Below are 25,943 nucleotides of genomic sequence, written 5' to 3'. Positions count from 1 at the left end.
CAGGACAACAACATCCGTGGGAGTAAGTTAAGAACATGCCACACTATAGCAGATGAGATCCCGGCAGACATCCGACAATCTCCTCGCCTTGTGGCGTTTATACCCGTCATATTTCAAGTCGCCTGTACGTTGGCGGCCTTCCTTCACCCCAGTCACTGATTTGCCATTGGCCTGGTATCTTGCCGTTGGCCTTACATCAGTTGACCTTACATAAATAGCGCCTGGGATTAGCTGGGTTGCTGCCTTCCTGCAACTTGACGTATTTAGGGGATATATTTACGGGAAGGGGAATACCCCCTTATCACCCAAACAGTTTTAACCGTAACATCCTGTTTGCACAGGCGGTTACGGTTATTTTTATTAGTCAGTGTCTAAATTGCTACAAGGCGTGTCTGGCCTTAGGGCGCAGCCACGATAAAGGATTGCTGCTGTGCTTCATTTGAGAGGCGCTGTTGCAGATCAACCGCTTGTTGACGACTACTGAAAGGCCCTAGCTGAACACGGTATATGCTGCCACTGTTGGACACTTTACCCGGTACACCAAAACGTTGGCTTAGGCTTTGTTGCCAAGTTTGTGCCCGCTGAGCATCGCTAAGCGCACCGACCTGAACGACATAACCACCTGATATCGCGCTGGATGTTGGTGTTGTAGTGACCGGGCCGGGATTGGCGACCACCGGGGGGCTGACTGGCGCTGAATCTATCACTGGCTCCGCGCTTTCCAGCACACCCGCAGGGACTGGCGTGGGCGCTCTTAGGAAACCACTACTTTGTGATGCGACGGGTTGCGTGGCATCAGTACCCGATAACTGGCTGTTATCAATCGCCTGTACAGCGGCACCTGTTGCAGGGGCATCCTGTTGCATAGGTGTACCCATCCCGCTTGATGTCAGGTCCGGGCGGCTGGGTAACGCATAGCTTTGTTTCGCGATGGTGGTGCCTACCATACCAGGGCCAGACAGCGAGCCATCAGGCGCGACATTGATAAAATCTATCTTCACCTTGGTGTTGTTAGAAATATTTAAGCGATCTGCTGCTGCTCTGGATAAGTCAATCACACGTCCCGGCGTGTAGGGGCCGCGATCATTCACTCGAACCACAATTTGGCGGCCATTACTGACGTTGGTTACCCGGACATAGCTTGGGATTGGCAGAGTAGGGTGAGCGGCGGTCAAGGCATTGGGATCAAAAATTTCTCCGGTTGCCGTAGTATTGCCACGCGCCTCTTCACCATATGAAGAAGCAAGCCCTATCTGAGAGAAGTTCTGTGGATCTTTGATAATACTGTAGGACTGGCCATTAACTTTGTAGTCCTGATTAAAGTTAGGATTAAAAGGTTCGTAGCGCGGTTCCGCACCGCCAATTTCTTCAACTGGGCCGTTGTATGTTTGTTGTACTTGTTGCTGGGGGGCCGGAGGCTGATCAATACATGCTGATAGCAGCACACTTGCGATGCCGACCCAAAGCCATTCCTTACGCATTGCCCACCTCTATAAATTCTTAGATAACATTTTTCGATGAGTATGTATCGACATCACGATACCAAACCCGGCCATCAGAACTATCAGCGCCGAGCCTCCATAACTGACTAAGGGCAAAGGTACGCCAACCACCGGTAAAATGCCACTGACCATACCTATGTTAACAAATACATACACAAAGAGTATCAGCATCAACCCGCCAACCATGACACGGCCGAAGGTGGTTTGTGCATTTGCAGCAATGACCAAACCACGCATGATCAAACATAAATAGAGGCCTAATAAGACCAGCACACCGATTAAACCGAGTTCTTCAGCCAATACGGCAAAAATGAAGTCAGTATGGCGTTCAGGTAAGAACTCTAACTGTGACTGAGTGCCATGCAACCAGCCTTTTCCAGATAACCCACCAGAGCCAATAGCAATTTTAGACTGAATAATATGGTAACCCGCACCGAGCGGATCGCTTTCTGGATCCAACAGCATCATGACGCGATCACGTTGATAACCGTGCATCAGGAAGAACCAGAGGATGGGGATAAACCCGGCCAACAGTACAACCGCAACCCCAATTAAGCGCCAGCTCATACCCGAGAGGAACAAAACAAACAGGCCGGAGGCAGCAACTAGAATTGATGTTCCCAGATCGGGTTGAGCGGCAACCAACAAGGTGGGGATAAAAATTAAAATCAGCGCGATGCCAGTATTTTTCAGTGACGGTGGACAGACATCGCGGTTCATAAAGCGTGCAACCATCAGAGGGACGGCAATCTTAGCGATTTCAGAAGGCTGAAAGCGGATAAAACCTAAGTCCAACCAGCGTTGAGCGCCTTTGCTTATCTGCCCAAAGGCATCGACCAGTATCAGTAAGATGACACAAACAAAATAGAGATAGGGGGCCCAACTTTCATACACCCGTGGCGGGATCTGTGCCATGACCAACATGACAATTAAGCCCATAGCAATTTGGCCAACTTTGCGTTCCATCATGCCAATATCTTGCCCACTGGCGCTCCACATCACAAAGGCGCTATAAGCCAGCAGCGCCAGGATGCAAATCAGAAACGGTAGGTCGATGTGTAGTTTGTACCACAACGAGCCTTTTTGTTGATTATCAGTCATGAGTTACCTTAATCCGCTACAACGCTATTTATTTCAACGTGACCTATTTCAACTCAACGGGCATCAACTATTAGTTTGCTTCTGCTTCAACTAATCTGCCTCAACACCAGGAGGCAGAGGAGCCGCATCCGGTAATTCAGTGTTATTATCGCCCAGCAAGATATGGTCGAGGATCTGACGGGTAATGGTTCCTACCGCAGGCCCCGCCCCTCCATTTTCTAATATTATTGCAACGGATACCGTAGGGTTCTCATAGGGCGCAAAAGCGACCATTAACTTATGGTCGCGCAGGTGTTCCGCCACTTTACTGGCATTATAGGTTTCATAACTGTAAACCTGTGCGGTACCCGACTTCGCCGCAGCCTTATAAGGTGTACCTTCAAAAAACTTGCGGCCAGTACCGTTCGAGCGGTTAGCTACGCCATACATACCGTCTTTAGCAATTTCCCAATAGCCAGAATTGATACTACCAATCTGCGTGCTCTCTTTCTGCTTATAGGGCACTAATACGCCATCAATCCGGGTGCTTTGCAACAGATGCGGTGTTTTGACTGTACCATCATTAATCAGGGTCATTAAGGCTTTAGCCATCTGGATTGGTGTCGCAGTCCAATAACCCTGGCCAATACCTACCGGAATGGTATCACCCTGATACCAAGGCTTCTTATGGCGCTTTTGCTTCCACTCGCGTGTTGGCATTAAACCAGCACGTTCTTCGGATAGATCAATGCCAGTATATTCACCGTACCCGAATTTACTCATCCAGGATGATAAACGGTCAATGCCCATATCATAGGCGACTTGGTAGAAGAAGGTATCTGCCGATTCTTCTAGTGCTTTGGTGATATTCAGGCGGCCATGACCCCATTTTTTCCAGTCACGGTAGCGCTTTTCCGAACCGGGCAGTTGCCACCAACCAGGATCGAACAGGCTGGTGTTTTTGGTGATAACCCCGGCACTCAGCGCTGACACTGCAATGTACGGTTTCACGGTTGATGCAGGTGGATAAACACCTTGGGTTGCCCGATTGATTAATGGGCGGTTCGTATCGTTAAGCAACCCTTGATAATCTTTGTTGGAGATGCCGTCAACAAACAGGTTCGGGTCATAGCTTGGGTTTGATACCAAGGCTAGGATCCCACCGGTGCGGGGATCTGTGACGACGACTGCGGCACGGCTGCCACTGAGTAACTTCTCAATATAGGTTTGCAGACTCAGATCGAGAGTCAGATAAATATCTTTACCTGCCTGTGGCGGTTGCTCATGTAATTGGCGGATTACCCGGCCTCGGTTATTGACTTCAACTTCTTCATAACCGGTTTTGCCATGTAATGTGGATTCATAATAGCGTTCAATACCCAACTTACCGATATCGTGGGTCGCAGCATAATTGGGGAGAATACCTTCTTTATCCAACCGCTCGACATCTTTATCGTTAATTTTGGAGACGTAGCCAATCACGTGGGTCAGGGCGGAGCCATACGGGTAGAAGCGGCGTTGATAGCCTTTGACTTCAATACCGGGGAAGTGGAATTGATTCACCGCAAAACGGGCGACTTGCACCTCGGTCAGCGGCGTTTTAACTGCAATAGAGGTAAAGCGACGTGAGCGTTTGCGCTCTTTTTCAAAGTTAGCGATATCGTCGTCAGTCAGATCCACTATTGGACGCAGTGCATTGAGGGTGGCTGACAAGTTTTCAATTTTTTCCGGCATCAACTCTAATTGATAGATGGTGCGGTTTAGTGCCAGCGGTGTGCCATTTCTGTCAAATATCATGCCACGGCTAGGAGCGATAGGAACCAGTTTGATGCGGTTGTCGTTGGAGCGGGTGCTGTAATCGTCGAAACGGACTATTTGCAAATTATAGAGGTTAGCAACCAGTACCCCGCTCAGTAGCAGGATACCCAGAAAAGCCACTACGGCGCGGCGGACAAACAGGGCTGATTCAGCCGAATAGTCGCGAAAAGGGTTAGGTTCTTTTTTCATTCCGCAGCTTACGTCATTTTGCTCAAAACCAGCATCTTACTCAGAGCCATCACTTGATTCAGTTTCATCGCCCGTTTATTCCCGGTGATAAGGATGATTGGTCGTAATACTCCAGGCACGATAGAGGCTTTCAGCCACTAAAACACGCACTAAAGGATGAGGTAGCGTTAGCGGAGAGAGCGACCAACTCTGCTCTGCGGCGGCCTTACAGGCCGGGGCTAACCCCTCCGGCCCGCCAATCAGCAGGCTTACATCACGGCCATCCTGCTTCCAGCGTTCTAATTGTTGAGCTAATTGTGGGGTCTCCCAGGGGGTCCCTGGGATATCCAGTGTGACAATACGGTTATTTTTCCCTACCGCAGCCAGCATCAGCTCACCTTCTTTTTCCAGAATGCGTTTGATATCCGCATTTTTGCCCCGTTTACCCGCAGGTATTTCTGCCAGCTCGAAGGGCATATCTTTGGGAAAGCGGCGCAGATAATCGATAAAACCTGTCTGCACCCAGTCTGGCATTTTCGTGCCGACGGCTACCAGTTGCAGTTTCACCGCTTAGCTCCAGAGTTTTTCCAGTTCGTACATACGGCGGCTTTCTTCTTGCATCACATGCACAATCACTTCGCCGAGATCAACAACAATCCAGTCTGAGACGCCTTGGCCTTCAATGCCCAGCGGTATCATGCCCGCTGCGCGCGACTCTTGGACCACGTTATCTGCCAGCGCCATAACATGGCGGGTTGATGTGCCTGTACAGATAATCATGCAGTCAGTAATACTGGATTTACCCTGAACATCCAGAGCGAGAATGTCTTGGCCTTTCAAATCATCGAGTTTGTCGATAACAAATTCTTGGAGCGCTTTACCTTGCAAAGGTTCCCCCTCGGGTCGTTTTTGTTCGTAACGTTTTCACTAAGGTGCCATTCCATCCGATTTCTCGTAAGATGGCGACCGTTAATGAACGGCTATGATGTATTTATCGGCAGGATGCCGCTGAAAGCCCGCCGTTCGTGCTTATTTCACAGGGGTTTTCAGCGAATACCTAAAATTTAGCGGCGGAGTATACCACGGGACTTTCCGTGGTGATAGAAACCCTCAGCCGCGATATAAACCTTGTAACTCAATATATCGCTGGACAGCTTGTGGGAGAAGGTCATCGCAACTCTCGCCGTTGTGACGCCGACGACGGATATCGGTGGCAGAGATATCTAACAACGGCGTATCCGCCAGGTAGATTGCGCCATGTGGTCGTTGACTCAACGCCTGTGGATCCATGACCTTATGGCTTTCTAGCCATTGCTGCAACTCCGGTGTTTCCAATGATTGTGAATAACCTGGCCGGGCGCAAACTAACAAATGGCTCAGATTCAGCAACACCTGCCAGCGGTGCCATTTATGCAGTGATAATAATGAATCTTGCCCAATGATAAACGCTAAAGGTTGTTCTGCACCACGTTCTTTACGCAGCGCCTCCAGCGTCTCGATGGTAAACGATGGGCTGTCACGTAATAATTCACGGGAATCAACGCTAAATAGTGGGTTCCCAGCCACCGCCAGTTCTACCATTTTCAGCCGCTGTTGTGCATTGGCTTCGGGTTGAGGGCGATGGGGGGGGACATTATTAGGTAATAAAATAATGTGTTGCAGCCCGACTTGCTGAGCTAATGCTTCAACCGGTTTCAGATGACCGTAATGAATGGGATCAAAAGTACCGCCGAATAAGGCATACAGGGAATGATCTGAGGATTTAATGGGCATTAAAAAAACTCTCAGGTAATGTTTTTCCACACATCAGCATAGATAGTGTTTCTAACTCAGGCCAGATTGACTGACCATAATCCTGTTTCAGCCGGATTTCCATCTGTGTGAGCAGATGAATCGCTTGTTGCAGTTGCTGAATCGAGAGCCGTTGCAGTGCCTGAGTCATCATTGGCCGCCGGTTTTGCCAAATTTTGTGTTGATCGAATAATGCGCGCAGTGGAACTTGCTCCATCCGACGTTTGAGCGCTAACAGCAGCAGCAGTTCACGTTGTACGGTACGCAGTAAAATAACGGGTTCACTGTCTTCTTGCTGCAACTGCTGCAAAATATGCCATGCCCGTTTGCTCTTCCCCATCAACAAGGCATCAAGCCAATGGTATGGTGTGAAATGTGCAGCATCGTTGACGGCTTGTTCTACTTTAGGCAGGGTTAATTTGCCGTCGGGGTAGAGCAGTGAGAGCCGTTCTAATGCCTGAGATAATGCCAGCAAGTTACCTTCATAGCAGTAGCAGAGTAATTGAATGGCGGCATCGTCTACGTTCAAATTGAGGCTTTTGGCACGTGCGCTCACCCAGCGGGGAAGCTGGGCCTGTTCCGGTGTCTGGCAACTAACAAACACACCACTTTTACTGAGGGCTTTAAACCAGGTGCTGTTCTCTTGCGCTTTGGTCAACTTATTCGCCCGCAATATTAATAAAATGTCTGGGTGTAACAGGCCAGATAATTTAACCAACTGCTCGCTAATTGGCGCGGTCAGCCCACTGTCAGGGAAACTCAGCAGCAGTGTCTGGCGGCTGGCGAACAAACTCAGTGCCTGACAAAGGCTAAAAATATGCTCCCACTCGGTGTGCGCGTCCAATGCAAAGCTGAAATGCTCAGTGAAATCATGCTGCGTTGCCACCCGACGAATGTGGTCTTGACTTTCCTGTAACAACAAGGGTTCATTGCCACACAATAGATAACAAGCGCGTAGCCCCTCATGGAGCTGCGCGACAAGTTGTTCAGGGTAAATCCGGATCATTTGGCTGAGGTACTGACGGCAGGTTTGCCGAGAGTGGTTTCATTGACGGCTGTCGGGGTTGAGCCCTGAGCCGCGTTGGTATCACTCACTGGTTTATCACCATTTTCCTGCGCGTTTTTAATTTCTGTCGCATGTACCGTCAGTAACTGACGTACTAACTGCTGGGCGGCTTGCTCACGCATTTCCTGACGCAGCACCTCGGCCTCGGCCTCTTTGGCTAACGCCGTTAACGGGTTATCAAAGAATGTGCGGAACACATTGACCTGTAATGGGTAAATATCATGGCCCGGTATCAATACCTGCGCCTGCACATGTAGCACTAACTGATTCTCGGCCGCGACACCGTTACGGAAGATAGACACTGCCTCTTGGCTTTCGGATGAGCCGATAATCCGCAGCGTCGGTATATCTTTACGCATGGCATCATCAACAATAGTCACGTTATTTAAACGTAGCTGTTGACGTATAGACCTGGCTAACGGGCCATAGGGGTCGCTACTCTCCAGCAATAATTTTTGCAACTCAGTCGGCACCTGAGTGGTGCCCCGCAGATTAAAACCGCAGCCAGCGGTGACCAGCACCGCCAACCCCAGCAACAACGTCAGAATACGATGTCGCACAACGCCTCCTTGACTTAACCCACAACCAGATTAAGCAATTTGCCAGGGACATAGATGACTTTACGCACAGTAACGCCATCCAGATATTTAGCCACCAAGTGCTCCTGACCAGCGCGTTCACGAACTTGCTGTTCAGTGGCATCGGCGGGCACTGTAATTCTGCCACGCACTTTGCCATTGACCTGTACGACCACTAATTTAGAGTCTTCAACCATCGCTTGTTCATCAGCAATTGGCCATGGCGCAGTATCGATATCGCCTTCTCCACCCAAAGCTTGCCACAAACTGAAGCAGACGTGAGGGGTGAATGGATAAAGCATCCGTACTACCGCCAGTAAAGCTTCTTGCATCAAAGCGCGGTCTTGCTCCGTTTCCTGAGGTGCACGGCCCAGCTTGTTCATCAACTCCATCACAGCGGCAATCGCAGTGTTGAAGGTTTGACGGCGGCCAACATCATCGGTCACTTTCGCAATGGTTTTGTGCAGGTCACGACGCAGGGATTTCTGCTCTTCAGTCAGGCTGGCAATATCCAGTGGCTTAACCGCACCTTTCGTGGTGTGATCAAAGGCCAGACGCCAAACACGTTTCAGGAAGCGGTTAGCCCCTTCAACGCCCGACTCCTGCCATTCCAGTGTCATTTCTGCCGGTGAGGCAAACATCATAAACAGACGTACGGTATCTGCGCCGTATTTTTCTACCATGATTTGCGGGTCGATACCGTTATTTTTCGATTTCGACATTTTGCTCATGCCGGCATACACCAGCTCATGACCTTCCGCATCTACAGCTTTAACAATACGGCCTTTGTCATCACGTTCGACAATCGCATCTACCGGTGAAACCCAAATACGCTCACCGTTATTACCGGTGTAATAGAAGGCGTCAGCCAGTACCATCCCCTGACACAACAGGCGCTTGGCGGGTTCATCGGAGTTCACCAGACCAGCGTCACGCAGTAATTTGTGGAAGAAGCGGAAATACATCAGATGCATGATGGCATGTTCAATGCCCCCAACATACTGATCGACTGGCAACCAGTAGTTAGCGGCTGCGGGGTCCAGCATACCTTCATCATATTGCGGGCAGGTGTAACGCGCGTAATACCAAGATGATTCCATAAAGGTATCGAAGGTATCGGTTTCACGCAGGCCCGGAATACCGTTAACGGTGGTTTTAGCCCACTCAGGATCGGCCTTGATCGGGCTGGAAATACCGTCCATTACCACATCTTCTGGCAGGATAACGGGCAGTTGATCTTCTGGTGTGGGGACGACAGTACCATCTTCCAACGTGACCATCGGGATCGGGGCACCCCAATAACGCTGGCGAGAAACACCCCAGTCACGCAGACGATAGTTTACTTTGCGCTGCCCAACACCGAGTGCGACCAGTTTATCGGCAATGGCATTAAAACCATCTTCATGATTCAGACCATCAAACTCACCAGAGTTAAACAGCGTGCCTTTCTCGGTCATGGCTTCCTGACTCAAGTCTGGCTCACTGCCATCAGTGGCCAAAATAACCGGTTTGATTGGCAGGTTATATTTGGTGGCAAATTCCCAGTCACGTGCATCGTGGCCCGGAACGGCCATCACAGCACCAGTACCGTAATCCATCAAGACAAAGTTAGCTGCCCAGATAGGCAGTTTCTCGCCGGTTAATGGATGGATGGCATACAGACCCGTCGGCATGCCTTTTTTCTCCATGGTCGCCATTTCAGCTTCGGCAACCTTGGTATTACGGCATTCAGCCACAAAATCAGCCAAGGCCGGATTAGTGGCCGCCGCTTGCAATGATAAAGGATGACCGGCAGCAACCGCTACGTAGGTCACGCCCATAAAGGTATCTGGCCGAGTGGTATAGACAGACAGTTTATCTTCGCTATCTACGACATCGAAAACGATATCGACCCCTTCAGAGCGGCCAATCCAGTTACGTTGCATGGTCTTAACTTGCTCTGGCCAGCTTTCCAGCGTGTCCAGATCATTGAGCAACTGATCTGCGTAATCGGTAATTTTGATAAACCACTGAGGGATCTCTTTACGTTCAACTTTGGTGTCACAACGCCAGCAGCAGCCGTCAATGACCTGCTCGTTAGCCAGCACAGTGAGATCGTGTGGGCACCAGTTAACCGCAGAGGTCTTCTTGTAGACCATTCCTTTTTCATACAACTTGGTAAAGAACCACTGCTCCCACCGATAATAATCAGGCTTACAGGTGGCAATCTCTCGATCCCAGTCGTAGCCGAAGCCCAGTAATTTCAACTGGTTCTTCATGTATTCGATGTTGTCGTAAGTCCAGGGCGCGGGGGCGGTATTGTTTTTTACCGCAGCCCCTTCAGCGGGCAGGCCAAACGCATCCCAGCCAATTGGCTGCAAGACGTTTTTACCCAACATACGCTGGTAACGAGAGATAACGTCGCCAATGGTGTAGTTACGAACGTGCCCCATATGCAGGCGTCCTGAAGGGTATGGCAGCATAGATAGGCAATAATATTTTTCTTTGCTGGCATCTTCAGTGACTTTAAAGGTTTGCTTCTCTTGCCAGTGAAGCTGTACTTGCGTTTCGATATCTTCTGGGCGGTATTGCTCTTGCATGGCGGCCGGTGGTCCTATAGTGAAAAACAGCTACGCCTGTAGCATCATCTGTTTCATATCATAAAGAGAGATCCGCATAGCATAGCTGATAAGCGGCAGGCGCAACAACACTCAGCACCCCATGGAGGGATTTTTCTGCGCAGTGAATGGCATAAATCACCAAAGTGAGAGGGTTCACAACCTGATTACGACATGACTTCAGTTATTTACGACTAGAATAATTTATAACTGAACATCACAACCGTGGATTGAAGAGACAGTATGAACAAGATAGCTCAGTACTACCGTGAGTTAGTAGCATCGCTGACCGAACGCTTGAAAAATGGTGAACGTGATATTGATAAATTGGTGGAAAGCGCCGAACAGCGGTTGAATACAGTTGAAGAGTTAACCCGCAACGATGTCGAGCAGATTGTTCAGGCAGTACGGCGTGACTTGGAGGAGTTTGCCCGTAGCTATGAAGAGAGCAAGGAAGAGTTTCGCGACAGTGTATTTATGAGAGTGATTAAAGAAAGCCTGTGGCAGGAGCTGGCTGATATCACCGATAAAACCCAGCTAGAGTGGCGCGAGGTCTTTAAAGACGTGAGTCATCATGGCGTTTATCACAGTGGTGAGGTTGTTGGACTGGGGAATTTGGTCTGTGAAAAATGCCATTATCATCTGGCTTTCTATACGCCGGAAGTCCTCCCCGTCTGCCCTAAATGTGGGCATGACCAGTTTACTCGTCGCCCATTTCAGCCATGACCGGGTAGGGTAGCGTCGCTGTGACCGCAAAAAAACAGAACAAGAAGTAAGGAAAAAGTAAGAAATCAGAAAAGATAAGAAGTCATAAAAAATAAAAGTGACCTCCCCTACAAATGCAGGGGAGGAGAACGAATTAATGCAGGATTTTAGCCAGGAAGTCCTTGGCGCGGTCAGATTTAGGATTATTAAAGAAATCATCTTTATTGCTGTCTTCGACAATCTTCCCTTCATCCATGAAAATAACCCGGTTAGCCACTTTGCGGGCGAAGCCCATTTCGTGGGTTACCACCATCATGGTCATTCCTTCCAATGCCAGTTTGACCATCACATCCAGCACTTCATTGATCATTTCTGGATCAAGCGCGGAGGTTGGTTCATCAAACAGCATAGCAATAGGGTCCATGCAAAGAGCTCGGGCAATGGCTACCCGTTGCTGTTGGCCGCCAGATAATTGGGATGGAAATTTATCTACATGGGTAGAAAGACCTACACGCTCTAATAGTTTTAAGCCTTTCTCAAGTGCTTCCGCTTTATCGCGTTTGAGCACTTTGATTTGCGCCAGTGTCAGGTTTTCAATGATCGAGAGGTGTGGAAACAGTTCAAAATGTTGGAACACCATACCGACCTTGGAGCGCAATTGCGCCAGATTGGTGCCTTTATCATTAACGGCAATCCCATTAACCGTGATATTGCCTTCTTGGATAGGTTCTAATCCATTCACCACTTTGATTAAGGTTGATTTGCCTGAGCCTGAAGGACCACAAACGACTACTACCTCACCTTTTTTGACTTCAGTGGTACAGTCAGCCAGCACCTGAAATTGACCATACCACTTAGAAACATTTTTCAGGGAAATCATCAAACAGTCCTTTTCTTCAAATAGTTAACCAGCATTGACGCGGAAATACTGATAACGAAATAAACTAAACCAGCAAACAGTACCATTTCGACCTGTGTGCCGTCCCGTTCGCCAATGGTGGTGGCCGTACGGAAGAAATCGGCCAGGCTAAGGACATATACCAGTGACGTATCCTGAAATAGCACTATCCCTTGCGTTAACAGTAGCGGCACCATGGCTCGGAAAGCCTGTGGCAGGATAACCAGTCTCATTGATTGACCATGAGTCATACCTAACGCCAATGCCGCAGAGGATTGCCCGCGAGAAATACTTTGGATCCCGGCCCGGATAATTTCCGAGTAATAGGCGGCTTCAAACAGCGAAAAGGCTACCATGGCTGAGATCAACCGAATATCAGTTTTTGGTGATAAGCCCAACACATTTTGTAAGAAGCCCGGCACCACCAAATAAAACCATAACAGCACCATGACCAACGGAATAGAGCGAAACACATTGACATAGGCAGTTGCAAACCAACTGATGGCTTTAATTGGTGACAGGCGCATCACCGCCAAAATTGTTCCCCAGAGGATCCCGAACACAATGGCGGTGAGGGTTATTTTGACAGTAACAACCAAGCCTTGCAGCAGGTAGGGCATGCTGGGGGCGATGGAACTCCAATCGAATTCGTACATTATTTACTCCCCAGATTGCCGGGTAATTGCACTTTCTTCTCGACTAAGCGCATTAACAGCATGATCACGGCATTGATCAGTACATAACCCAGGGTGATGGCGGTGAAGGATTCATAGGCGTGCGCTGAATAATCCAGCAATTTACCCGCTTGTGCTGCCATTTCTACCAGCCCGATTGTTGAGGCAATCGCGGAGTTTTTTACCAGATTGAGCATTTCAGAGGTCATCGGAGGAATAATTATCCGATAGGCATTGGGCAGCAAAACATAGCGGTAAGTCTGTGTAAGGGTTAGCCCCATTGCCAGGCCCGCGGCTTTTTGGCCACGAGGTAATGATTGAATCCCCGCACGAACCTGTTCACAAACCCGTGCCGCAGTGAATAAGCCAAGGCAAATCACAGATGAGAGAAAGAACTGTATATTCGGCGCTAATTCACTTTTAAACCATGTGCCAAGATTCACTGGCAACAGTTCGGGAACCACCAGATACCAGGTAAAGAATTGTACAATCAGTGGTACGTTACGAAACAGCTCAACATAACAAGCCCCTATTCCTGAAAGGATTCGGTTGGGTACAGTTCTTAAAATGCCAAACAGTGAACCGACAAAGAAGGCGATCACCCAAGCGCATAATGATAATGCTACTGTGACCTGAAAGCCGGACCAAATCCAACCGAGATAGGTGGTATTGCCGAAAGGGGCTGGCTGTAAAAAAATACCCCAGTTCCAGTCTATTGACATAAAAAACTCCCTTAAAGGATGGATAAGCCACCCTGATGACTGATGATTTAATACCTTCTGCTCCCGAGGGTTGACAAAAAATGCGGGGTGGGGAACGACCACCCCGCATCCTGTCTATCAAAAGGTCATCATCAATCGGTAGGGCAGGCATGACCCACCCTGATTATTATTGTTAGTTCAACGCCTTATCGTTAGGTGCTTTGAACAGTGCCTTCATTTCGTCAGAGAGTGCGAAATTCATATTAAGATTTTTAGGCGGAATTGGTTTTTTGAACCAGCGGTCAAATGACTTTTCAGCCACACCTGTGGTTTGTGCTGTTGCAATTGTTTTATCTAATAACGCTTTAAAGGCTGGGTCATTCTTACGCATCATACAACCGTAAGCTTCCTCAGACTGAGGTGTCCCGACAATACTCCATTCATCAGGTTTCTTGGCTTTTGCCCGTTCACCGGCTAACAGTGCATCATCCATCATAAAGGCGACCGCACGGCCACTTTCCAAGGTACGGAAAGAGTCACCGTGATCTTTTGCGCTGATGATGCGCATATTCATTTTGTCTTTTTCATTCAATTTGTTGAGTAGCACTTCAGATGTCGTACCGGAAGTGACCACGACAGCTTTACCTGCCAAATCTTTGAAGTCTTTGACTCCAGAATCTTTTTTCGTGAGTAGACGGGTACCGACGACAAAAATGGTATTTGAGAATGTCGCTTGCTGCTGACGTTCCAGATTATTGGTCGTAGATCCACATTCGAAATCAAAGGTACCGTTTTGCAGTAATGGGATACGGTTCTGTGACGTAATAGGGATCAATTTCACCTCTAAATTTGGCGCATTAAGTTCTTTCCTAATGGCATCCACGATGAGGTTGGAGTAATCCTGCGAGTAGCCTACAACTTTCTGCTGATTATCATAATAAGAGAATGGAACAGAAGATTCACGGTGGCCCACAACGATAACACCGTTGTTTTTAACCTTTTGCAGCGTATCAATAGCCGTATCTGCCTTTGTTGCTGCATCTTCTGCTTGAGCCATGCTACTTGTCATCCCTGCTAACAGTAGCACTAACGCCAATTTACGCATTTGCATGGTCCAACTCCTTTGCTGTTGTTTTCTTGCTTAATGTTGTGATGTGAAAACACATTGCTATGTTGAAACGTTTTTATGTTAAAAAGCTTATGTTAAATAACTGTAACAAGAAAATCAGTTTGTTGGCTCTATTGGTGTGTTCACCGCCGTTTTATCGGTGAGTATTCGATTTTCGCTGTTATTTGTATCAGATTATCTTTAAAAAATAGCTTGTTGTTGTGAAAATGATGAATAATTGTTTGTTTTTTGAGACGCAAATCGCACCAAATAGAGGCAGTAAAGCAGCCGTGCACTTCGGTGGTGCGGGGAAGGTCCTATAAATGTGCAAGCGAATAAACGTGCAACGGAGCCAGAAACGCACTCATCGTGGCCAGAGTCCTAAGTTGCGAAGCGATTACCGTTGCTGGCTCATATTATGAGTAGAAACAATGCAAGGTTTATGCCAGTAGGGTGGGGGAACTAAGCGGAATATAGCCCTGAAGTACAGGGCTATCAGGTACGAATAGAATGAGTGGGATAACAGATGAAAAGAACAGAAGTTAATCTGTTACTGGAAGCACTAAGTTGTTGGTTAATAGCTATCAATGCTTATAACCGTCAATGTTTATAACCGTCAATGTTTATAACCACCAATGTTTATAATTATTAATGTTTATAACAAGTTAGCGCTTATCAGAGCGCCCACGGATCGCGTTGTACAGGGTAAAGGCTGCCAGAACCAGAGTAATAATCCACATTGGCCATGAACCAAAACGGGCATATGGCGTGATACCGGTGGTTGGGGTGACCTTGATCTCCAAAACTTGCTGAGTGAACTGTGGGATCTGCGCCAGGATTTCACCACTTGGGCCAATAGCAGCAGTAATGCCATTATTGGTACTGCGCAGTAGAGGGCGGCCCAGTTCTAGTGCGCGCATACGTGCCATTTGGAAATGCTGCCACGGCCCGATGGAATGACCAAACCAGGCATCATTGGAGATAGTCAGCAGAAAATCTGTTTCAGGGCGGAAATTATCCCGTACTTGCTGACCCAAGACGATTTCATAGCAAATAGCCGCCGTTAGGTTAAATCCAGCGATAGTGAGTGGGGGTTGAACATAATCACCCCGGTTAAATGAAGACATGGGTAAATCAAATAACGGAGCCAGCGGGCGCAGTAGGGACTCAAGTGGTACGTACTCACCGAAGGGCACCAAGTGATGTTTGCTATAACGGTTGCGGGTCGGGTATTGATAGGTATCTTTATCGCCTAACACAATGATGCTGTTAAAGAATTGATACCCTTGCCCCTCGGGTTGCCGCTTGGCATCCACAATACCGGTGATAAGGCTGCTATGATTTGCCCGCATCAGGCCATCGATCATGGTCAGGAAGGTGTTCTGATCGGTTTCAAGATCGGGAATAGCCGATTCTGGCCAGATAATAATGGGGGCTTTACCCATAAATGGCCGGGTTTCATCGAGATAAATTTGCAATGTTGTGATCAGGGCTTTGGGATCCCACTTCATTGACTGAGCAATATTGCCTTGTACCATGGCAATATTGACTGTTCTTTCAGGCTCGGGTGTGAACCACTGCAATTGGCGTAGTGGCCAGGGTAGCAGGAGCAATGCCAGAGCGATAACTGCCACGGCAATACGGCGTTGATAGCAGGCATAGACCAGCAACCCACTGATAGCCATCAAGATAAATGTGATGCCATCGACGCCGAGGAGGGGGGCTATCCCTCGTAGTGGGCCGTTAATTTGGCTGTAGCCGAACTGTAACCACGGGAAACCCGTTAATACCCAGCCACGCAGGAATTCAGTTAATTGCCAGAGTACCGGGGCCGCAATAGCGAGCCGCCACCAGGTAGCCTTAGGGCACAGGCGGGCTAATAAGCCAGCGAATAGCATTGTATAGAGTGATAAATATGCTGCCAGCAAGACGACGAGGAAGATATTGATTGCTGTCGGCATACCCCCAAACTCAGAGATGCTGACATACACCCAATTGATGCCACTACCGAACAGCCCCATTCCCCAACAAAAACCAATGAAGGTAGCTTGTTTGGTGGTGCGATTCAACGTCAGACTGAGCAAACCGAATAGTGAAACAATGGCGGCGGGCCAATGATCAAACGGCGAGTAAGCTAGCGTGCCATAGGCACCAAAAAATAGCGCCAGTAGGGCGCGAACCCACTGGCGTTGGAGGAATAGAGCAATAGACATCAAGAGTTTATTCTTCCAATTTAGGTTGCGGGGCATCATCCGGGATTTTTACATGAACCTGGATGATACGTCGGCTATCTGCCATGGCAACTTTAAATAAGTAACCTTCAATTTCAATCGTTTCACCACGGGCGGGTAAGTGGCCAAAGGCTTGCATCACTAAACCACCGATAGTGTCTACTTCATCGTCGCTGAAATGGGTATTGAACACTTCATTGAAATCTTCAATTTGCGTTAGCGCACGGATGGTATAGGTGTGCCGGCTGAGTTGACGGACATCTCTGTCTTCTTCATCGTCGTACTCATCTTCAATTTCGCCGACAATTAGCTCAAGAATGTCTTCAATGGTTACCAAGCCTGAAACGCCACCAAATTCATCAATAACAATGGCCATGTGATAGCGCTGTGAACGGAACTCTTTGAGCATCCGATCAACACGCTTACTTTCCGGCACTACAATCGCCGTCCGTAAAACTTTATCAATACTGAATGGCTCAGAATCTGTGCGCATAAACGGCAGCAGGTCTTTAGCCATCAGAATGCCTTCGATATGATCTTTATCTTCGCTGATCACCGGAAAGCGGGAGTGAGCGGATTCAATAATCACATCCAGGCACTCATCCAGCGTTTGATTACGCTTTAATGTGACCATCTGAGAACGTGGGATCATGATATCCCTCACGCGCTGCTCGGCAATATCCATCACGCCTTCCAGCATGTCTCGGGTATCGGGATCGATCAGATCGTTTTGTTCAGAATCACGGATAAGCTCGACCAGATCGCCACGGTTTTTGGGTTCGCCGTGGAATAGCTGGTTAAGGATAAGAGTAAAGAACCCTTTCTTGGGACTGGGGCTATCGCTGTTTTGTGAATGGTCGTCGCTCATGGCGTTTTAGTTAAATTTACTCATGTTAGTGATGATAATGTCAGCAGCGGTAGATTCACGCTACTGACGGTTTTGGCCAATGTTAATAGGACAATGATTATGCCCTTTATGACTGGCTTAGTCGGGGTCTTTCTCTGATATATACGGGTCTGGGTAACCCAAACCGTGCATGATTTCAGTCTCGATCAACTCCATTTCTTCTGCTTCATCATCGTCGATGTGATCATACCCTAGCAGATGGAGACTGCCGTGAACAACCATATGTGCCCAATGAGCGAGCAGCGCCTTTTCCTGTTCAATGGCTTCTTTCTCAACAACCTGGCGGCAAATAATCAAATCGCCTAATAATGGCAACTCAATTTCAGGTGGGGCTTCGAAAGGAAAAGACAATACGTTAGTCGATTTATCTTTACCACGATAAGTCAGATTTAGATCATGACTCTCAGCCTCATCAACCAGCCGGATGGTCACCTCAGATACGGGCTGAAATAGCGGTAATACGGCCTCCAGCCAGCGTTGAAAATCACCTTCGGTGGGTAAACCCTGGCTATCGGCACAGGCAATTTGTAAATCGAGAATAACCTGGCTCACGGAGCCTCCTGCTCTAGCGGGGTATGGGACTCCCGCTTACGTTGTTCAATAATAGCGTCTTTACGTTGCTGTTCAGCGGTTTCCCACGCTTCGTAGGCAATAACGATGCGTGCGACAACCGGGTGGCGTACCACGTCTTCGCTATGGAAGAAGTTAAAACTCAGTTCTTCGACGTCAGACAGTACCTCAATGGCATGGCGTAAACCTGATTTCTGGTGGCGTGGTAAATCGATTTGTGTCACATCACCCGTAATAACCGCCTTAGAATTGAAGCCAATACGGGTCAGGAACATTTTCATCTGTTCGATGGTGGTGTTCTGGCTTTCATCTAAAATAATAAACGCGTCATTCAGCGTTCGGCCGCGCATATACGCTAGCGGAGCCACTTCAATCACATTACGCTCAATGAGTTTCTCAACCCGCTCAAAGCCCAGCATTTCAAATAGTGCGTCATAAAGTGGGCGCAGGTAGGGGTCAACTTTTTGGCTGAGGTCACCGGGTAGGAAACCCAGTTTTTCACCGGCTTCAACGGCTGGGCGCGTCAGTAAGATACGGCGTACATTCTGGCGTTCCAGCGCATCGACCGCTGCGGCTACCGCCAGATAGGTTTTACCTGTACCTGCGGGGCCAATGCCGAAAGTAATATCGTGATCTAAAATATTGGCGACGTACTGCGCTTGATTTGGTGTCCGGGGTTTTACCAGCCCACGCTTAGTCTTAATATTGACCGCTTTACCATAATCGGGCACGCTTTCAGCGGATTGCTCCAGCACCCGGCTCTCTTTTACTGCCAGGTGGATTTGCTCTGGATCGATATCTGGAATAACACCGCGGATTGGCGCAGTATCAACATATAAGTGGCGCAGAATATCTGCCGCTGCAACAACGCAGATATTCTTACCGATTAACTTGAAGCGATTATCACGGCGATTAATCTCAATACCTAACCGACGTTCCAACTGCTTGATGTTGTCATCAAAGGGACCGCACAGGCTCAGCAAGCGCTGATTATCGGCGGGTTCCAGCAAGATTTCTTGTGTCACTACGTGCAAACTGTTTTTCTGGGTCACTGAGTTCCTCTGGGTCACATCGGGCCGGTTTAGGGTAATTACTTTGTATAGATTATTGACTCATATAACCTCAATCATACAGGTCATTTGAAGATTATTCATGGTGAATGGTACTGACGCAAGTATGTGGTTTGTTAATCTGGGTCTGAATTGCCTTCATTCAAACGGAGGTAACGAGGTGGCGCAACCTAAAATATTCGGATCTGCGTAGCTGCCCGCTAAAATAAAACAGGCACTGACAATGCAGTGCCTCGTTACGCGTGCGGGATCAAGTAAACCCGTCAGGTCAATGAGTTTAGGACGGGTGTTACCAAAATTGATGTTGGTTAAGGCTGATAAATACCTACGCCAATTTCATTTTCTTTACGGGTGCGAGCAATCACCGATTGCGGTGACTCATGGGTTCTCAGCTCCATTTGATCTTCTGTACGTAGTAAAATACCGCGCAGTGAACTGGCGTAAACGTTAACAATTTCGACATCAACGAATTTACCAATCATGTTGGGTGAACCTTCAAAGTTCACGACGCGGTTATTTTCCGTACGCCCTGCCAGTTCCATGACATTCTTACGGGAGGTACCCTCCACCAAAACACGCTGTACTGTACCTACCATCTTACGGCTGATTTCCATCGCCTGCTGGCTAATGCGTTGTTGCAGGATATGTAGCCGCTGTTTTTTCTCCTCTTCGGACACATTATCAGGTAAATCAGCCGCTGGCGTGCCGGGACGCGGAGAGTAAATAAAGCTGTAGCTGGTATCAAAATGAATATCTGCGACCAGTTTCATGGTCTGCTCAAAATCCTGCTGAGTCTCTCCAGGGAAGCCGACAATAAAATCAGAACTTATCTGGATATCAGGGCGCGCCTGACGCAGTTTGCGAATGATGGCTTTGTATTCCAGGGCGGTATGGGCACGCTTCATCATGGTCAAAATGCGGTCAGAACCACTTTGTACCGGCAAATGTAGGAAGCTCACCAATTCTGGGGTATCGCGATAAACATCAATGATATCGTCAGTAAATTCAATGGGGTGGCTGGTGGTAAAACGTACCCTATCGATACCATCAATGGCCGCAACCAGGCGCAACAGCTCGGCAAAACTACAGATATCGCCATCGTAGGTTGCCCCGCGATAGGCGTTAACATTCTGGCCGAGTAAGTTGACTTCACGTACGCCTTGAGCGGCTAACTGTGCGATTTCAAAAAGAATGTCATCGCTTGGACGGCTGACTTCCTCGCCTCGGGTATAGGGTACGACACAGAATGTACAATATTTATTGCAGCCTTCCATGATCGAAACAAACGCGGTTGGGCCATCAGCCCGTGGTTCTGGTAAACGGTCAAATTTTTCAATTTCTGGAAAACTGATATCCACGACTGGGCTATTCGTTCCTTGCACGTGGTTAATCATTTCCGGTAAGCGATGCAGCGTTTGTGGCCCGAAAATGACGTCGACACAGGGTGCGCGTTGGCGCAGATGTTCACCTTCCTGTGACGCCACGCAACCGCCGACCCCAATAATCAACTGCGGGTTCTTCTCTTTCAATAATTTCCATTGCCCTAGCAGGCTGAATACTTTTTCCTGTGCTTTCTCTCGAATGGAACAGGTATTTAGCAGCAGTAAATCAGCTTCTTCCGGGATGGCGGTTAACTGGTAGCCATGGGTACTGGCCAATAGATCTGCCATTTTAGATGAATCGTATTCATTCATCTGGCAACCCCAGGTTTTGATATGCAGTTTTTTAGTCATCGGATTATTTATCATCAAAATCACCTCGCTCCGTGCGGTACTCCGTTGTGGTGGATAGTCCCCATAGTGGTGGATAGCCGCAAAGGCTCCGTCGTTAGGGAGCATTGTAGTCATTTGCCTCTGCGATGACCACCGCAGAACCGTTGAGTTATTCTGTTGAGTGATAAAAAATCCGTTACACTGCGGTTAGACAAAAACCTTGCTAATGCAAGAAGCACATTAACTTTTAAAGCATAGAAAAAAATGAATAAATCGCAACCAAATTATGATGTTGTGGTCGTTGGTGGTGGCATGGTAGGTGCTGCTGCTGCGTTGGGGCTGGCACAAATTGGCTGGTCGGTGGCGTTACTGGAACATGATGCGCCTGAACCGTTTGAAAAGGATAGCGTACCGGATTTGCGGGTTTCTGCTCTTGGTTGTACTTCGGTGGCGTTATTGAAGCAGCTTGGTGTCTGGCCTCAAGTACAACAGATGCGCTACGCGCCTTATCGTCGCTTGGAAACCTGGGAACAACCGGGGTCACAGGTGGTGTTTGATGCGGCCTCGCTGTCTTTACCCGAGCTGGGCTTTATGGTCGAAAATCGGATTTTGCAGCTTGCTCTATGGCAACAGTTTGCGGAATGCCCCAATTTGACGCTGTTGTGCCCGTCACGGCTACAAAGCATGGTTCGAGTAGATGACTACTGGAAAGTCACATTGGATGAACAGGGAGAGATACAGGGCCGTTTAGTGATAGGTGCTGATGGTGCGAACTCGTTGGTGAGGCGTTTGGTGGGGATTGGCACCAGTGGTTGGCAGTATCGTCAGTCTTGTATGCTGATCACCGTAGAAACCGATGCCATGCAGCAAGATACGACATGGCAGCAATTCTTCCCGACCGGGCCGCGTGCTTTCCTGCCCCTGTTTGATCACTGGGCGTCATTGGTTTGGTACGACAGTCCGCAACGTATCCGCCAGCTTCAGGCGATGTCGATGGCACAACTGAGTCAGGAAATCGCGGCCTTTTTCCCATCTCGCTTGGGGGCTGTCAAGGCGATTGCCGCTGGCTCTTTCCCGCTGGTTCGTCGCCATGCGCAGCAGTACGTAAAACCGGGGTTGGTATTATTGGGGGATGCCGCTCATACCATCAACCCATTGGCTGGGCAGGGAGTCAACCTAGGATACCGTGATGTTGACGCATTGCTGGAGGTTCTTAGTCAGGCACGTGAGCTGGCTGAACCTTGGCACAGTGAGCAGGTTTTACTGCGTTACCAACGCCGTCGCCGCGCCGATAATCTTATGATGCAAAGTGGCATGGACCTGTTTTACACAACCTTCAGCAATGATCTGCCGGCGGTTAAGTTCGCTCGTAATCTGGCGTTGATGGTGGCCCAGCGTGCCGGAAAGCTGAAAGAATATGCGTTGAGGTATGCGTTGGGGTTGTAGGGGGATTTTGTTTTTTAGGGAAAATTGGAGCAGGTTTTGGTTGATGGGATTAGGTTGATTTGGTGATGGTTCGGTTGTTATGGCTTTACGGCTCATCTAACCTCTGATGCCTCCACCGCCAAAGGAGCCATGAACCCCTTGGAACTCCGCGCTTTCGTACATATCGCTAGCCTACTGCGTGGGTGACCTCGGCTCATCATTCCGCTGACGGACCGCGGTGATCTGCTCCTGCTCTTGTCATCTGAACAACAAGACGGCATTTCAAGCATGCCGCGCGTCCTATCTTCATTCTTCACGCGGCTCAAATGTGCTTTGAACGTCAACAACCAATTCAAAAGCAAAAAGCCCGCCGAAGCGAGCTTTTCTAAATTTGGCTGGGGTACGAGGATTCGAACCTCGGAATGCTGGAATCAGAATCCAGTGCCTTACCGCTTGGCGATACCCCAAAAGATGGTGGCTACGACGGGAATCGAACCTGTGACCCCAGCATTATGAGTGCTGTGCTCTAACCAGCTGAGCTACGTAGCCATCTTTAAATCTTTTTTGCTCGAAAGACTGTATGGCTGGGATACCAGGATTCGAACCTGGGAATGCCAGGATCAAAACCTGGTGCCTTACCGCTTGGCGATATCCCAACTGATATACAATTCTTTTGTTGCATCACTCTATTTTTGTCTACAGCTACAGCTTTATGTCTACAGCAACTCATCAAAAAAGATGGCTGGGATACCAGGATTCGAACCTGGGAATGCCAGGATCAAAACCTGGTGCCTTACCGCTTGGCGATATCCCATCCGCTGTGACAAACCGATGAACGAATAATGGTGCGGGAGGCGAGACTTGAACTCGCACACCTTGCGGCGCTAGAACCTAAATCTAGTGCGTCTACCAATTTCGCCACTCCCGCAAAAAGATGGTGGCTACGACGGGAATCGAACCTGTGACCCCAGCATTATGAGTGCTGTGCTCTAACCAGCTGAGCTACGTAGCCATCTTTTTTCGCATTACCTTCATCGGCGTTGCGGGGCGCATTATGCGTATATGGCCGAATTGCGTCAACTAATTTTTTCCCGAAAAAGCGCTGAAAGGGTTCATTTGTTTGGCTTGTGAACAGTCTGGCGATTAAATCAGCAGTTATGGTGATTGATTGTTGAATTTGCCAACAAAAATAATCTTTGGCGTATATCACTCATTGGCAAAGAAGAGGTTGGTCTTCGGTCCGTTGGGTTACGTAAAAAATAAGGCCGCCCCAGGGGCGACCTTGCTATGCTATCCAGGCTCTATTATCTAGACCGCGGTTGATGGCTCAGTGAGTGAAGGGGGGAGCGCATCCTGGGCACTTCGGTGGCTTACGCCATTACGTCCTAACGGCCCGCTTCCCCTTTAATTTAACTTTGTCAGCAGTCTGAACCGGGGGTAACCCCGTTCATCGTGTTCAATTATTTGTAAGCATCCTGATGGACGCCAACCGCACGGCCTGATGGGTCATCCATATTTTTGAATGATTCATCCCATTCAATGGCTTTAGCTGATGAACAGGCAACAGAGGGGCCGCCAGGGACACATTCCGCCGCACTTGGTAGTGGGAACAGCTCTTCAAAAATCTCACGGTACAAATACCCCTCTTTCGAGCCAGGTGTGTTGTACGGGAAACGGAAATGAGCGGTTTCCATCTGTTGGTCAGTGACTTGCTCGGCTGCTTTTTCTTTCAATGTGTCAATCCAGCTATAGCCAACGCCATCAGAGAATTGTTCTTTCTGACGCCAGGCGACGCTGTGTGGTAGGTAAGATTCGAAACATTCGCGCAGGATATGTTTCTCCATTTTTCCATTGCCGCACATTTTATCTTGTGGATTGATACGCATGGCGACATCCAAGAAGTTTTTATCCAGGAAGGGTACGCGGGCTTCAACGCCCCAGGCTGACATTGCTTTGTTGGCGCGGGCGCAGTCATACATATGGAGAGCTAACAGTTTACGTACGGTTTCTTCATGTAATTCTTTGGCGTTTGGCGCTTTGTGGAAATAGAGATATCCACCGAAGACTTCGTCAGAACCCTCACCAGATAGCACCATTTTGATGCCCATGGCTTTGATTTTACGTGACATCAGGTACATCGGCGTTGAGGCGCGGATAGTGGTCACATCATAGGTTTCGATGTGATAAATCACATCGCGGATGGCATCCAGCCCTTCCTGCACGGTGAAATGAATTTCATGGTGTACCGTGCCTAAGTGGTTAGCGACTTCTTGCGCTGCGCGTAAATCGGGTGAGCCAATCAAACCAACGGCGAAGGAGTGCAGTTGTGGCCACCAGGCTTCGCTGCGTTCATTATCTTCTACACGGCGGGCTGCAAATTTTTTGGTGATAGCAGAGATAACGGATGAATCCAGGCCACCAGACAGTAATACCCCATAAGGGACATCGGACATCAGATGGCTTTTAACCGCATCTTCCAATGCGTTGGCAAGCTGAATTTTGTCGGTTACGTTGTCTCTGACGTTGTCGTAATCAAACCAATCGCGATGATAGTATTCGCGGATCTCGCCATCTTGACTCCACAAATAGCTGCCAGCGGGGAATTCTTTTATGGTGCGGCAAACTGGCACCAAGGCTTTCATTTCCGAAGCCACAAACATATTGCCGTGTTCGTCGTGGCCCATATACAGCGGGATAATACCTAAATGGTCACGGCCGATCAGGTAGGCGTCTTTCTCTGTATCGTATAGGACGAAGGCAAACATCCCTTGCAGGTCATCGAGAAACGCTGGCCCTTTTTCTTGATACAGCGCCAGAATAACTTCACAGTCTGAACCTGTCTGGAAGGCGTAACGTTCGCTATATTGCTGACGTAATGCTTGATGATTATAAATTTCACCATTCACGGCCAAGATATGTGTGTGGGCAGCATTATACAGCGGCTGGGCGCCGGTATTGACGTCAACAATAGATAAGCGCTCATGGGCGAGAATGGCTTTATCATTCGCCCATACACCAAACCAGTCTGGGCCACGGTGACGCATCAAACGTGACATTTCTAGCGCTTTCTTGCGTAATTCAATGGGGTCAGTTTTAAGTTCTAAAACCCCGAAAATAGAACACATAATAATCTCCCTAACGTCTCTGCTTTGGCGGTGATGATATTGACATTGAGTTATCATCGCCGGGGGCTTTTTGACCGTTTGCTGTCGATTAATACAAGCTTGGCCCCATGACGATGTAATTGTCTAAATAACCTGTAAAACGAATGAACGTGTAAAACGCATAATTTGTAAAAATAATGCAAAAAACACGCCAATTTACAGAGCCAATGATTTGTCG

21 protein-coding genes and 6 tRNA genes are annotated in these 25,943 nt (G+C 48.5%); 2 read left to right on the top strand and 25 right to left on the bottom strand.

Annotated features, from left to right (window positions below; all coding sequences use genetic code 11):
• Positions 1–398 precede the first annotated feature (398 nt).
• The 9 genes from rlpA to leuS form a co-directional block, all read right to left on the bottom strand.
• Entirely contained in the window at positions 399–1,481 is a 1,083-nt protein-coding gene (gene rlpA, locus AC971_RS11610) for an endolytic peptidoglycan transglycosylase RlpA (RefSeq protein ID WP_025382975.1), read from the bottom strand.
• A gap of 9 nt (positions 1,482–1,490) precedes the next feature.
• The gene (gene mrdB, locus AC971_RS11605) at positions 1,491–2,603 is read right to left on the bottom strand and encodes a peptidoglycan glycosyltransferase MrdB (protein WP_025382976.1); all 1,113 of its coding nucleotides are present in this window, start codon (positions 2,601–2,603) and stop codon (positions 1,491–1,493) included.
• Positions 2,604–2,693: 90 nt separating this feature from the next.
• Positions 2,694–4,589: a peptidoglycan DD-transpeptidase MrdA gene (mrdA, locus tag AC971_RS11600; RefSeq protein ID WP_025382977.1), complete on the bottom strand. Its 1,896-nt coding sequence runs from the start codon at positions 4,587–4,589 to the stop codon at positions 2,694–2,696.
• 75 nt (positions 4,590–4,664) lie between these two features.
• Entirely contained in the window at positions 4,665–5,135 is a 471-nt protein-coding gene (gene rlmH, locus AC971_RS11595; RefSeq protein WP_025382978.1) for a 23S rRNA (pseudouridine(1915)-N(3))-methyltransferase RlmH, read from the bottom strand.
• Between the two features lie 3 nt (positions 5,136–5,138).
• Positions 5,139–5,456 carry a ribosome silencing factor gene (gene rsfS / locus AC971_RS11590; protein WP_025382979.1) on the bottom strand — a complete coding sequence of 106 codons (318 nt, stop codon included), beginning with the start codon at positions 5,454–5,456 and terminating at the stop codon, positions 5,139–5,141.
• A gap of 222 nt (positions 5,457–5,678) precedes the next feature.
• The gene (nadD, locus tag AC971_RS11585) at positions 5,679–6,341 is read right to left on the bottom strand and encodes a nicotinate-nucleotide adenylyltransferase (RefSeq protein ID WP_025382980.1); all 663 of its coding nucleotides are present in this window, start codon (positions 6,339–6,341) and stop codon (positions 5,679–5,681) included.
• On the bottom strand, positions 6,331–7,365 hold the full coding sequence (gene holA / locus AC971_RS11580; RefSeq protein WP_025382981.1) for a DNA polymerase III subunit delta: 1,035 nt from the start codon (positions 7,363–7,365) through the stop codon (positions 6,331–6,333). The genes nadD and holA overlap by 11 nt, the downstream gene beginning before the upstream one ends.
• Positions 7,362–7,985, bottom strand: coding sequence for an LPS assembly lipoprotein LptE (lptE, locus tag AC971_RS11575; RefSeq protein WP_025382982.1), 624 nt, complete (start codon positions 7,983–7,985; stop codon positions 7,362–7,364). Before lptE ends, holA begins: the two co-directional genes overlap by 4 nt.
• A 14-nt stretch (positions 7,986–7,999) precedes the next feature.
• Complete coding sequence (leuS, locus tag AC971_RS11570) at positions 8,000–10,582, bottom strand: leucine--tRNA ligase (RefSeq protein ID WP_025382983.1); 2,583 nt, start codon at positions 10,580–10,582, stop codon at positions 8,000–8,002.
• Between the two features lie 261 nt (positions 10,583–10,843).
• On the opposite strand from leuS, the gene AC971_RS11565 reads away from it, so the two are divergent.
• Positions 10,844–11,326, top strand: coding sequence for a zinc ribbon-containing protein (locus tag AC971_RS11565; protein ID WP_025382984.1), 483 nt, complete (start codon positions 10,844–10,846; stop codon positions 11,324–11,326).
• A 133-nt stretch (positions 11,327–11,459) separates the two neighbouring features.
• Here AC971_RS11565 and AC971_RS11560 read toward each other — a convergent pair whose 3' ends face one another.
• From AC971_RS11560 to miaB, 9 genes are all read right to left on the bottom strand, one after another.
• A complete protein-coding gene (locus AC971_RS11560) occupies positions 11,460–12,185 on the bottom strand; it encodes an amino acid ABC transporter ATP-binding protein (protein WP_025382985.1) in 726 nt (241 codons plus the stop codon).
• Complete coding sequence (gene gltK / locus AC971_RS11555) at positions 12,185–12,859, bottom strand: glutamate/aspartate ABC transporter permease GltK (RefSeq protein WP_025382986.1); 675 nt, start codon at positions 12,857–12,859, stop codon at positions 12,185–12,187. Before gltK ends, AC971_RS11560 begins: the two co-directional genes overlap by 1 nt.
• Positions 12,859–13,599 (bottom strand): amino acid ABC transporter permease, encoded by a 741-nt coding sequence (locus AC971_RS11550; RefSeq protein WP_025382987.1) that lies wholly within the window; start codon positions 13,597–13,599, stop codon positions 12,859–12,861. Before AC971_RS11550 ends, gltK begins: the two co-directional genes overlap by 1 nt.
• 172 nt (positions 13,600–13,771) lie before the next feature.
• The gene (locus AC971_RS11545) at positions 13,772–14,689 is read right to left on the bottom strand and encodes an amino acid ABC transporter substrate-binding protein (RefSeq protein WP_025382988.1); all 918 of its coding nucleotides are present in this window, start codon (positions 14,687–14,689) and stop codon (positions 13,772–13,774) included.
• Positions 14,690–15,351: 662 nt separating this feature from the next.
• Positions 15,352–16,899: an apolipoprotein N-acyltransferase gene (lnt, locus tag AC971_RS11540; RefSeq protein ID WP_025382989.1), complete on the bottom strand. Its 1,548-nt coding sequence runs from the start codon at positions 16,897–16,899 to the stop codon at positions 15,352–15,354.
• Between the two features lie 7 nt (positions 16,900–16,906).
• Positions 16,907–17,785 carry a CNNM family magnesium/cobalt transport protein CorC gene (gene corC, locus AC971_RS11535; protein ID WP_002210342.1) on the bottom strand — a complete coding sequence of 293 codons (879 nt, stop codon included), beginning with the start codon at positions 17,783–17,785 and terminating at the stop codon, positions 16,907–16,909.
• A gap of 117 nt (positions 17,786–17,902) precedes the next feature.
• A complete protein-coding gene (gene ybeY, locus AC971_RS11530) occupies positions 17,903–18,376 on the bottom strand; it encodes an rRNA maturation RNase YbeY (RefSeq protein WP_011191934.1) in 474 nt (157 codons plus the stop codon).
• Positions 18,373–19,446: a PhoH family protein gene (locus tag AC971_RS11525; protein WP_025382990.1), complete on the bottom strand. Its 1,074-nt coding sequence runs from the start codon at positions 19,444–19,446 to the stop codon at positions 18,373–18,375. Before AC971_RS11525 ends, ybeY begins: the two co-directional genes overlap by 4 nt.
• 326 nt (positions 19,447–19,772) lie before the next feature.
• Complete coding sequence (gene miaB / locus AC971_RS11520; RefSeq protein WP_038402586.1) at positions 19,773–21,197, bottom strand: tRNA (N6-isopentenyl adenosine(37)-C2)-methylthiotransferase MiaB; 1,425 nt, start codon at positions 21,195–21,197, stop codon at positions 19,773–19,775.
• Between the two features lie 243 nt (positions 21,198–21,440).
• Here miaB and ubiF point away from each other — a divergent pair, with 243 nt between their 5' ends.
• Positions 21,441–22,622, top strand: a complete 1,182-nt coding sequence (gene ubiF / locus AC971_RS11515) for a 3-demethoxyubiquinol 3-hydroxylase (RefSeq protein ID WP_025382992.1) — start codon at positions 21,441–21,443, stop codon at positions 22,620–22,622.
• Between the two features lie 371 nt (positions 22,623–22,993).
• On the opposite strand, the gene AC971_RS11510 is transcribed toward ubiF, so the two are convergent.
• From AC971_RS11510 to asnB, 7 genes are all read right to left on the bottom strand, one after another.
• Positions 22,994–23,068 (bottom strand) — tRNA-Gln (locus AC971_RS11510).
• A gap of 5 nt (positions 23,069–23,073) precedes the next feature.
• Positions 23,074–23,150, bottom strand: a tRNA-Met gene (locus tag AC971_RS11505).
• Between the two features lie 32 nt (positions 23,151–23,182).
• A tRNA-Gln gene (locus AC971_RS11500) sits at positions 23,183–23,257 on the bottom strand.
• Positions 23,258–23,340: 83 nt separating this feature from the next.
• Positions 23,341–23,415 (bottom strand) — tRNA-Gln (locus AC971_RS11495).
• Positions 23,416–23,444: 29 nt separating this feature from the next.
• A tRNA-Leu gene (locus AC971_RS11490) sits at positions 23,445–23,529 on the bottom strand.
• Between the two features lie 7 nt (positions 23,530–23,536).
• Positions 23,537–23,613, bottom strand: a tRNA-Met gene (locus AC971_RS11485).
• A 448-nt stretch (positions 23,614–24,061) separates the two neighbouring features.
• A complete protein-coding gene (gene asnB / locus AC971_RS11480; RefSeq protein ID WP_025382993.1) occupies positions 24,062–25,726 on the bottom strand; it encodes an asparagine synthase B in 1,665 nt (554 codons plus the stop codon).
• Between the last annotated feature and the right edge of the window lie 217 nt (positions 25,727–25,943).

It is taken from the genome of Yersinia similis, assembly GCF_001053095.1.
GTDB classification, from domain to species: domain Bacteria; phylum Pseudomonadota; class Gammaproteobacteria; order Enterobacterales; family Enterobacteriaceae; genus Yersinia; species Yersinia similis.
The sequence above is the reverse complement of the archived record's forward strand: the minus strand, read 5'-3'. Positions and strand labels throughout refer to the sequence as shown.

What these genes read in the sequence shown, in the direction of transcription:
- lnt (WP_025382989.1), bottom strand. Translation starts at nt 16,899, where the DNA reads ATGTCTATTGCTCTATTCCTCCAACGCCAGTGGGTTCGCGCCCTACTG.
- leuS (WP_025382983.1), bottom strand. Translation starts at nt 10,582, where the DNA reads ATGCAAGAGCAATACCGCCCAGAAGATATCGAAACGCAAGTACAGCTT.
- holA (WP_025382981.1), bottom strand. Translation starts at nt 7,365, where the DNA reads ATGATCCGGATTTACCCTGAACAACTTGTCGCGCAGCTCCATGAGGGG.
- corC (WP_002210342.1), bottom strand. Translation starts at nt 17,785, where the DNA reads ATGAGCGACGACCATTCACAAAACAGCGATAGCCCCAGTCCCAAGAAA.
- miaB (WP_038402586.1), bottom strand. Translation starts at nt 21,197, where the DNA reads ATGACTAAAAAACTGCATATCAAAACCTGGGGTTGCCAGATGAATGAA.
- gltK (WP_025382986.1), bottom strand. Translation starts at nt 12,859, where the DNA reads ATGTACGAATTCGATTGGAGTTCCATCGCCCCCAGCATGCCCTACCTG.
- AC971_RS11560 (WP_025382985.1), bottom strand. Translation starts at nt 12,185, where the DNA reads ATGATTTCCCTGAAAAATGTTTCTAAGTGGTATGGTCAATTTCAGGTG.
- ubiF (WP_025382992.1), top strand. Translation starts at nt 21,441, where the DNA reads ATGAATAAATCGCAACCAAATTATGATGTTGTGGTCGTTGGTGGTGGC.
- nadD (WP_025382980.1), bottom strand. Translation starts at nt 6,341, where the DNA reads ATGCCCATTAAATCCTCAGATCATTCCCTGTATGCCTTATTCGGCGGT.
- AC971_RS11545 (WP_025382988.1), bottom strand. Translation starts at nt 14,689, where the DNA reads ATGCAAATGCGTAAATTGGCGTTAGTGCTACTGTTAGCAGGGATGACA.
- rlpA (WP_025382975.1), bottom strand. Translation starts at nt 1,481, where the DNA reads ATGCGTAAGGAATGGCTTTGGGTCGGCATCGCAAGTGTGCTGCTATCA.
- mrdA (WP_025382977.1), bottom strand. Translation starts at nt 4,589, where the DNA reads ATGAAAAAAGAACCTAACCCTTTTCGCGACTATTCGGCTGAATCAGCC.
- AC971_RS11550 (WP_025382987.1), bottom strand. Translation starts at nt 13,599, where the DNA reads ATGTCAATAGACTGGAACTGGGGTATTTTTTTACAGCCAGCCCCTTTC.
- AC971_RS11565 (WP_025382984.1), top strand. Translation starts at nt 10,844, where the DNA reads ATGAACAAGATAGCTCAGTACTACCGTGAGTTAGTAGCATCGCTGACC.
- mrdB (WP_025382976.1), bottom strand. Translation starts at nt 2,603, where the DNA reads ATGACTGATAATCAACAAAAAGGCTCGTTGTGGTACAAACTACACATC.
- asnB (WP_025382993.1), bottom strand. Translation starts at nt 25,726, where the DNA reads ATGTGTTCTATTTTCGGGGTTTTAGAACTTAAAACTGACCCCATTGAA.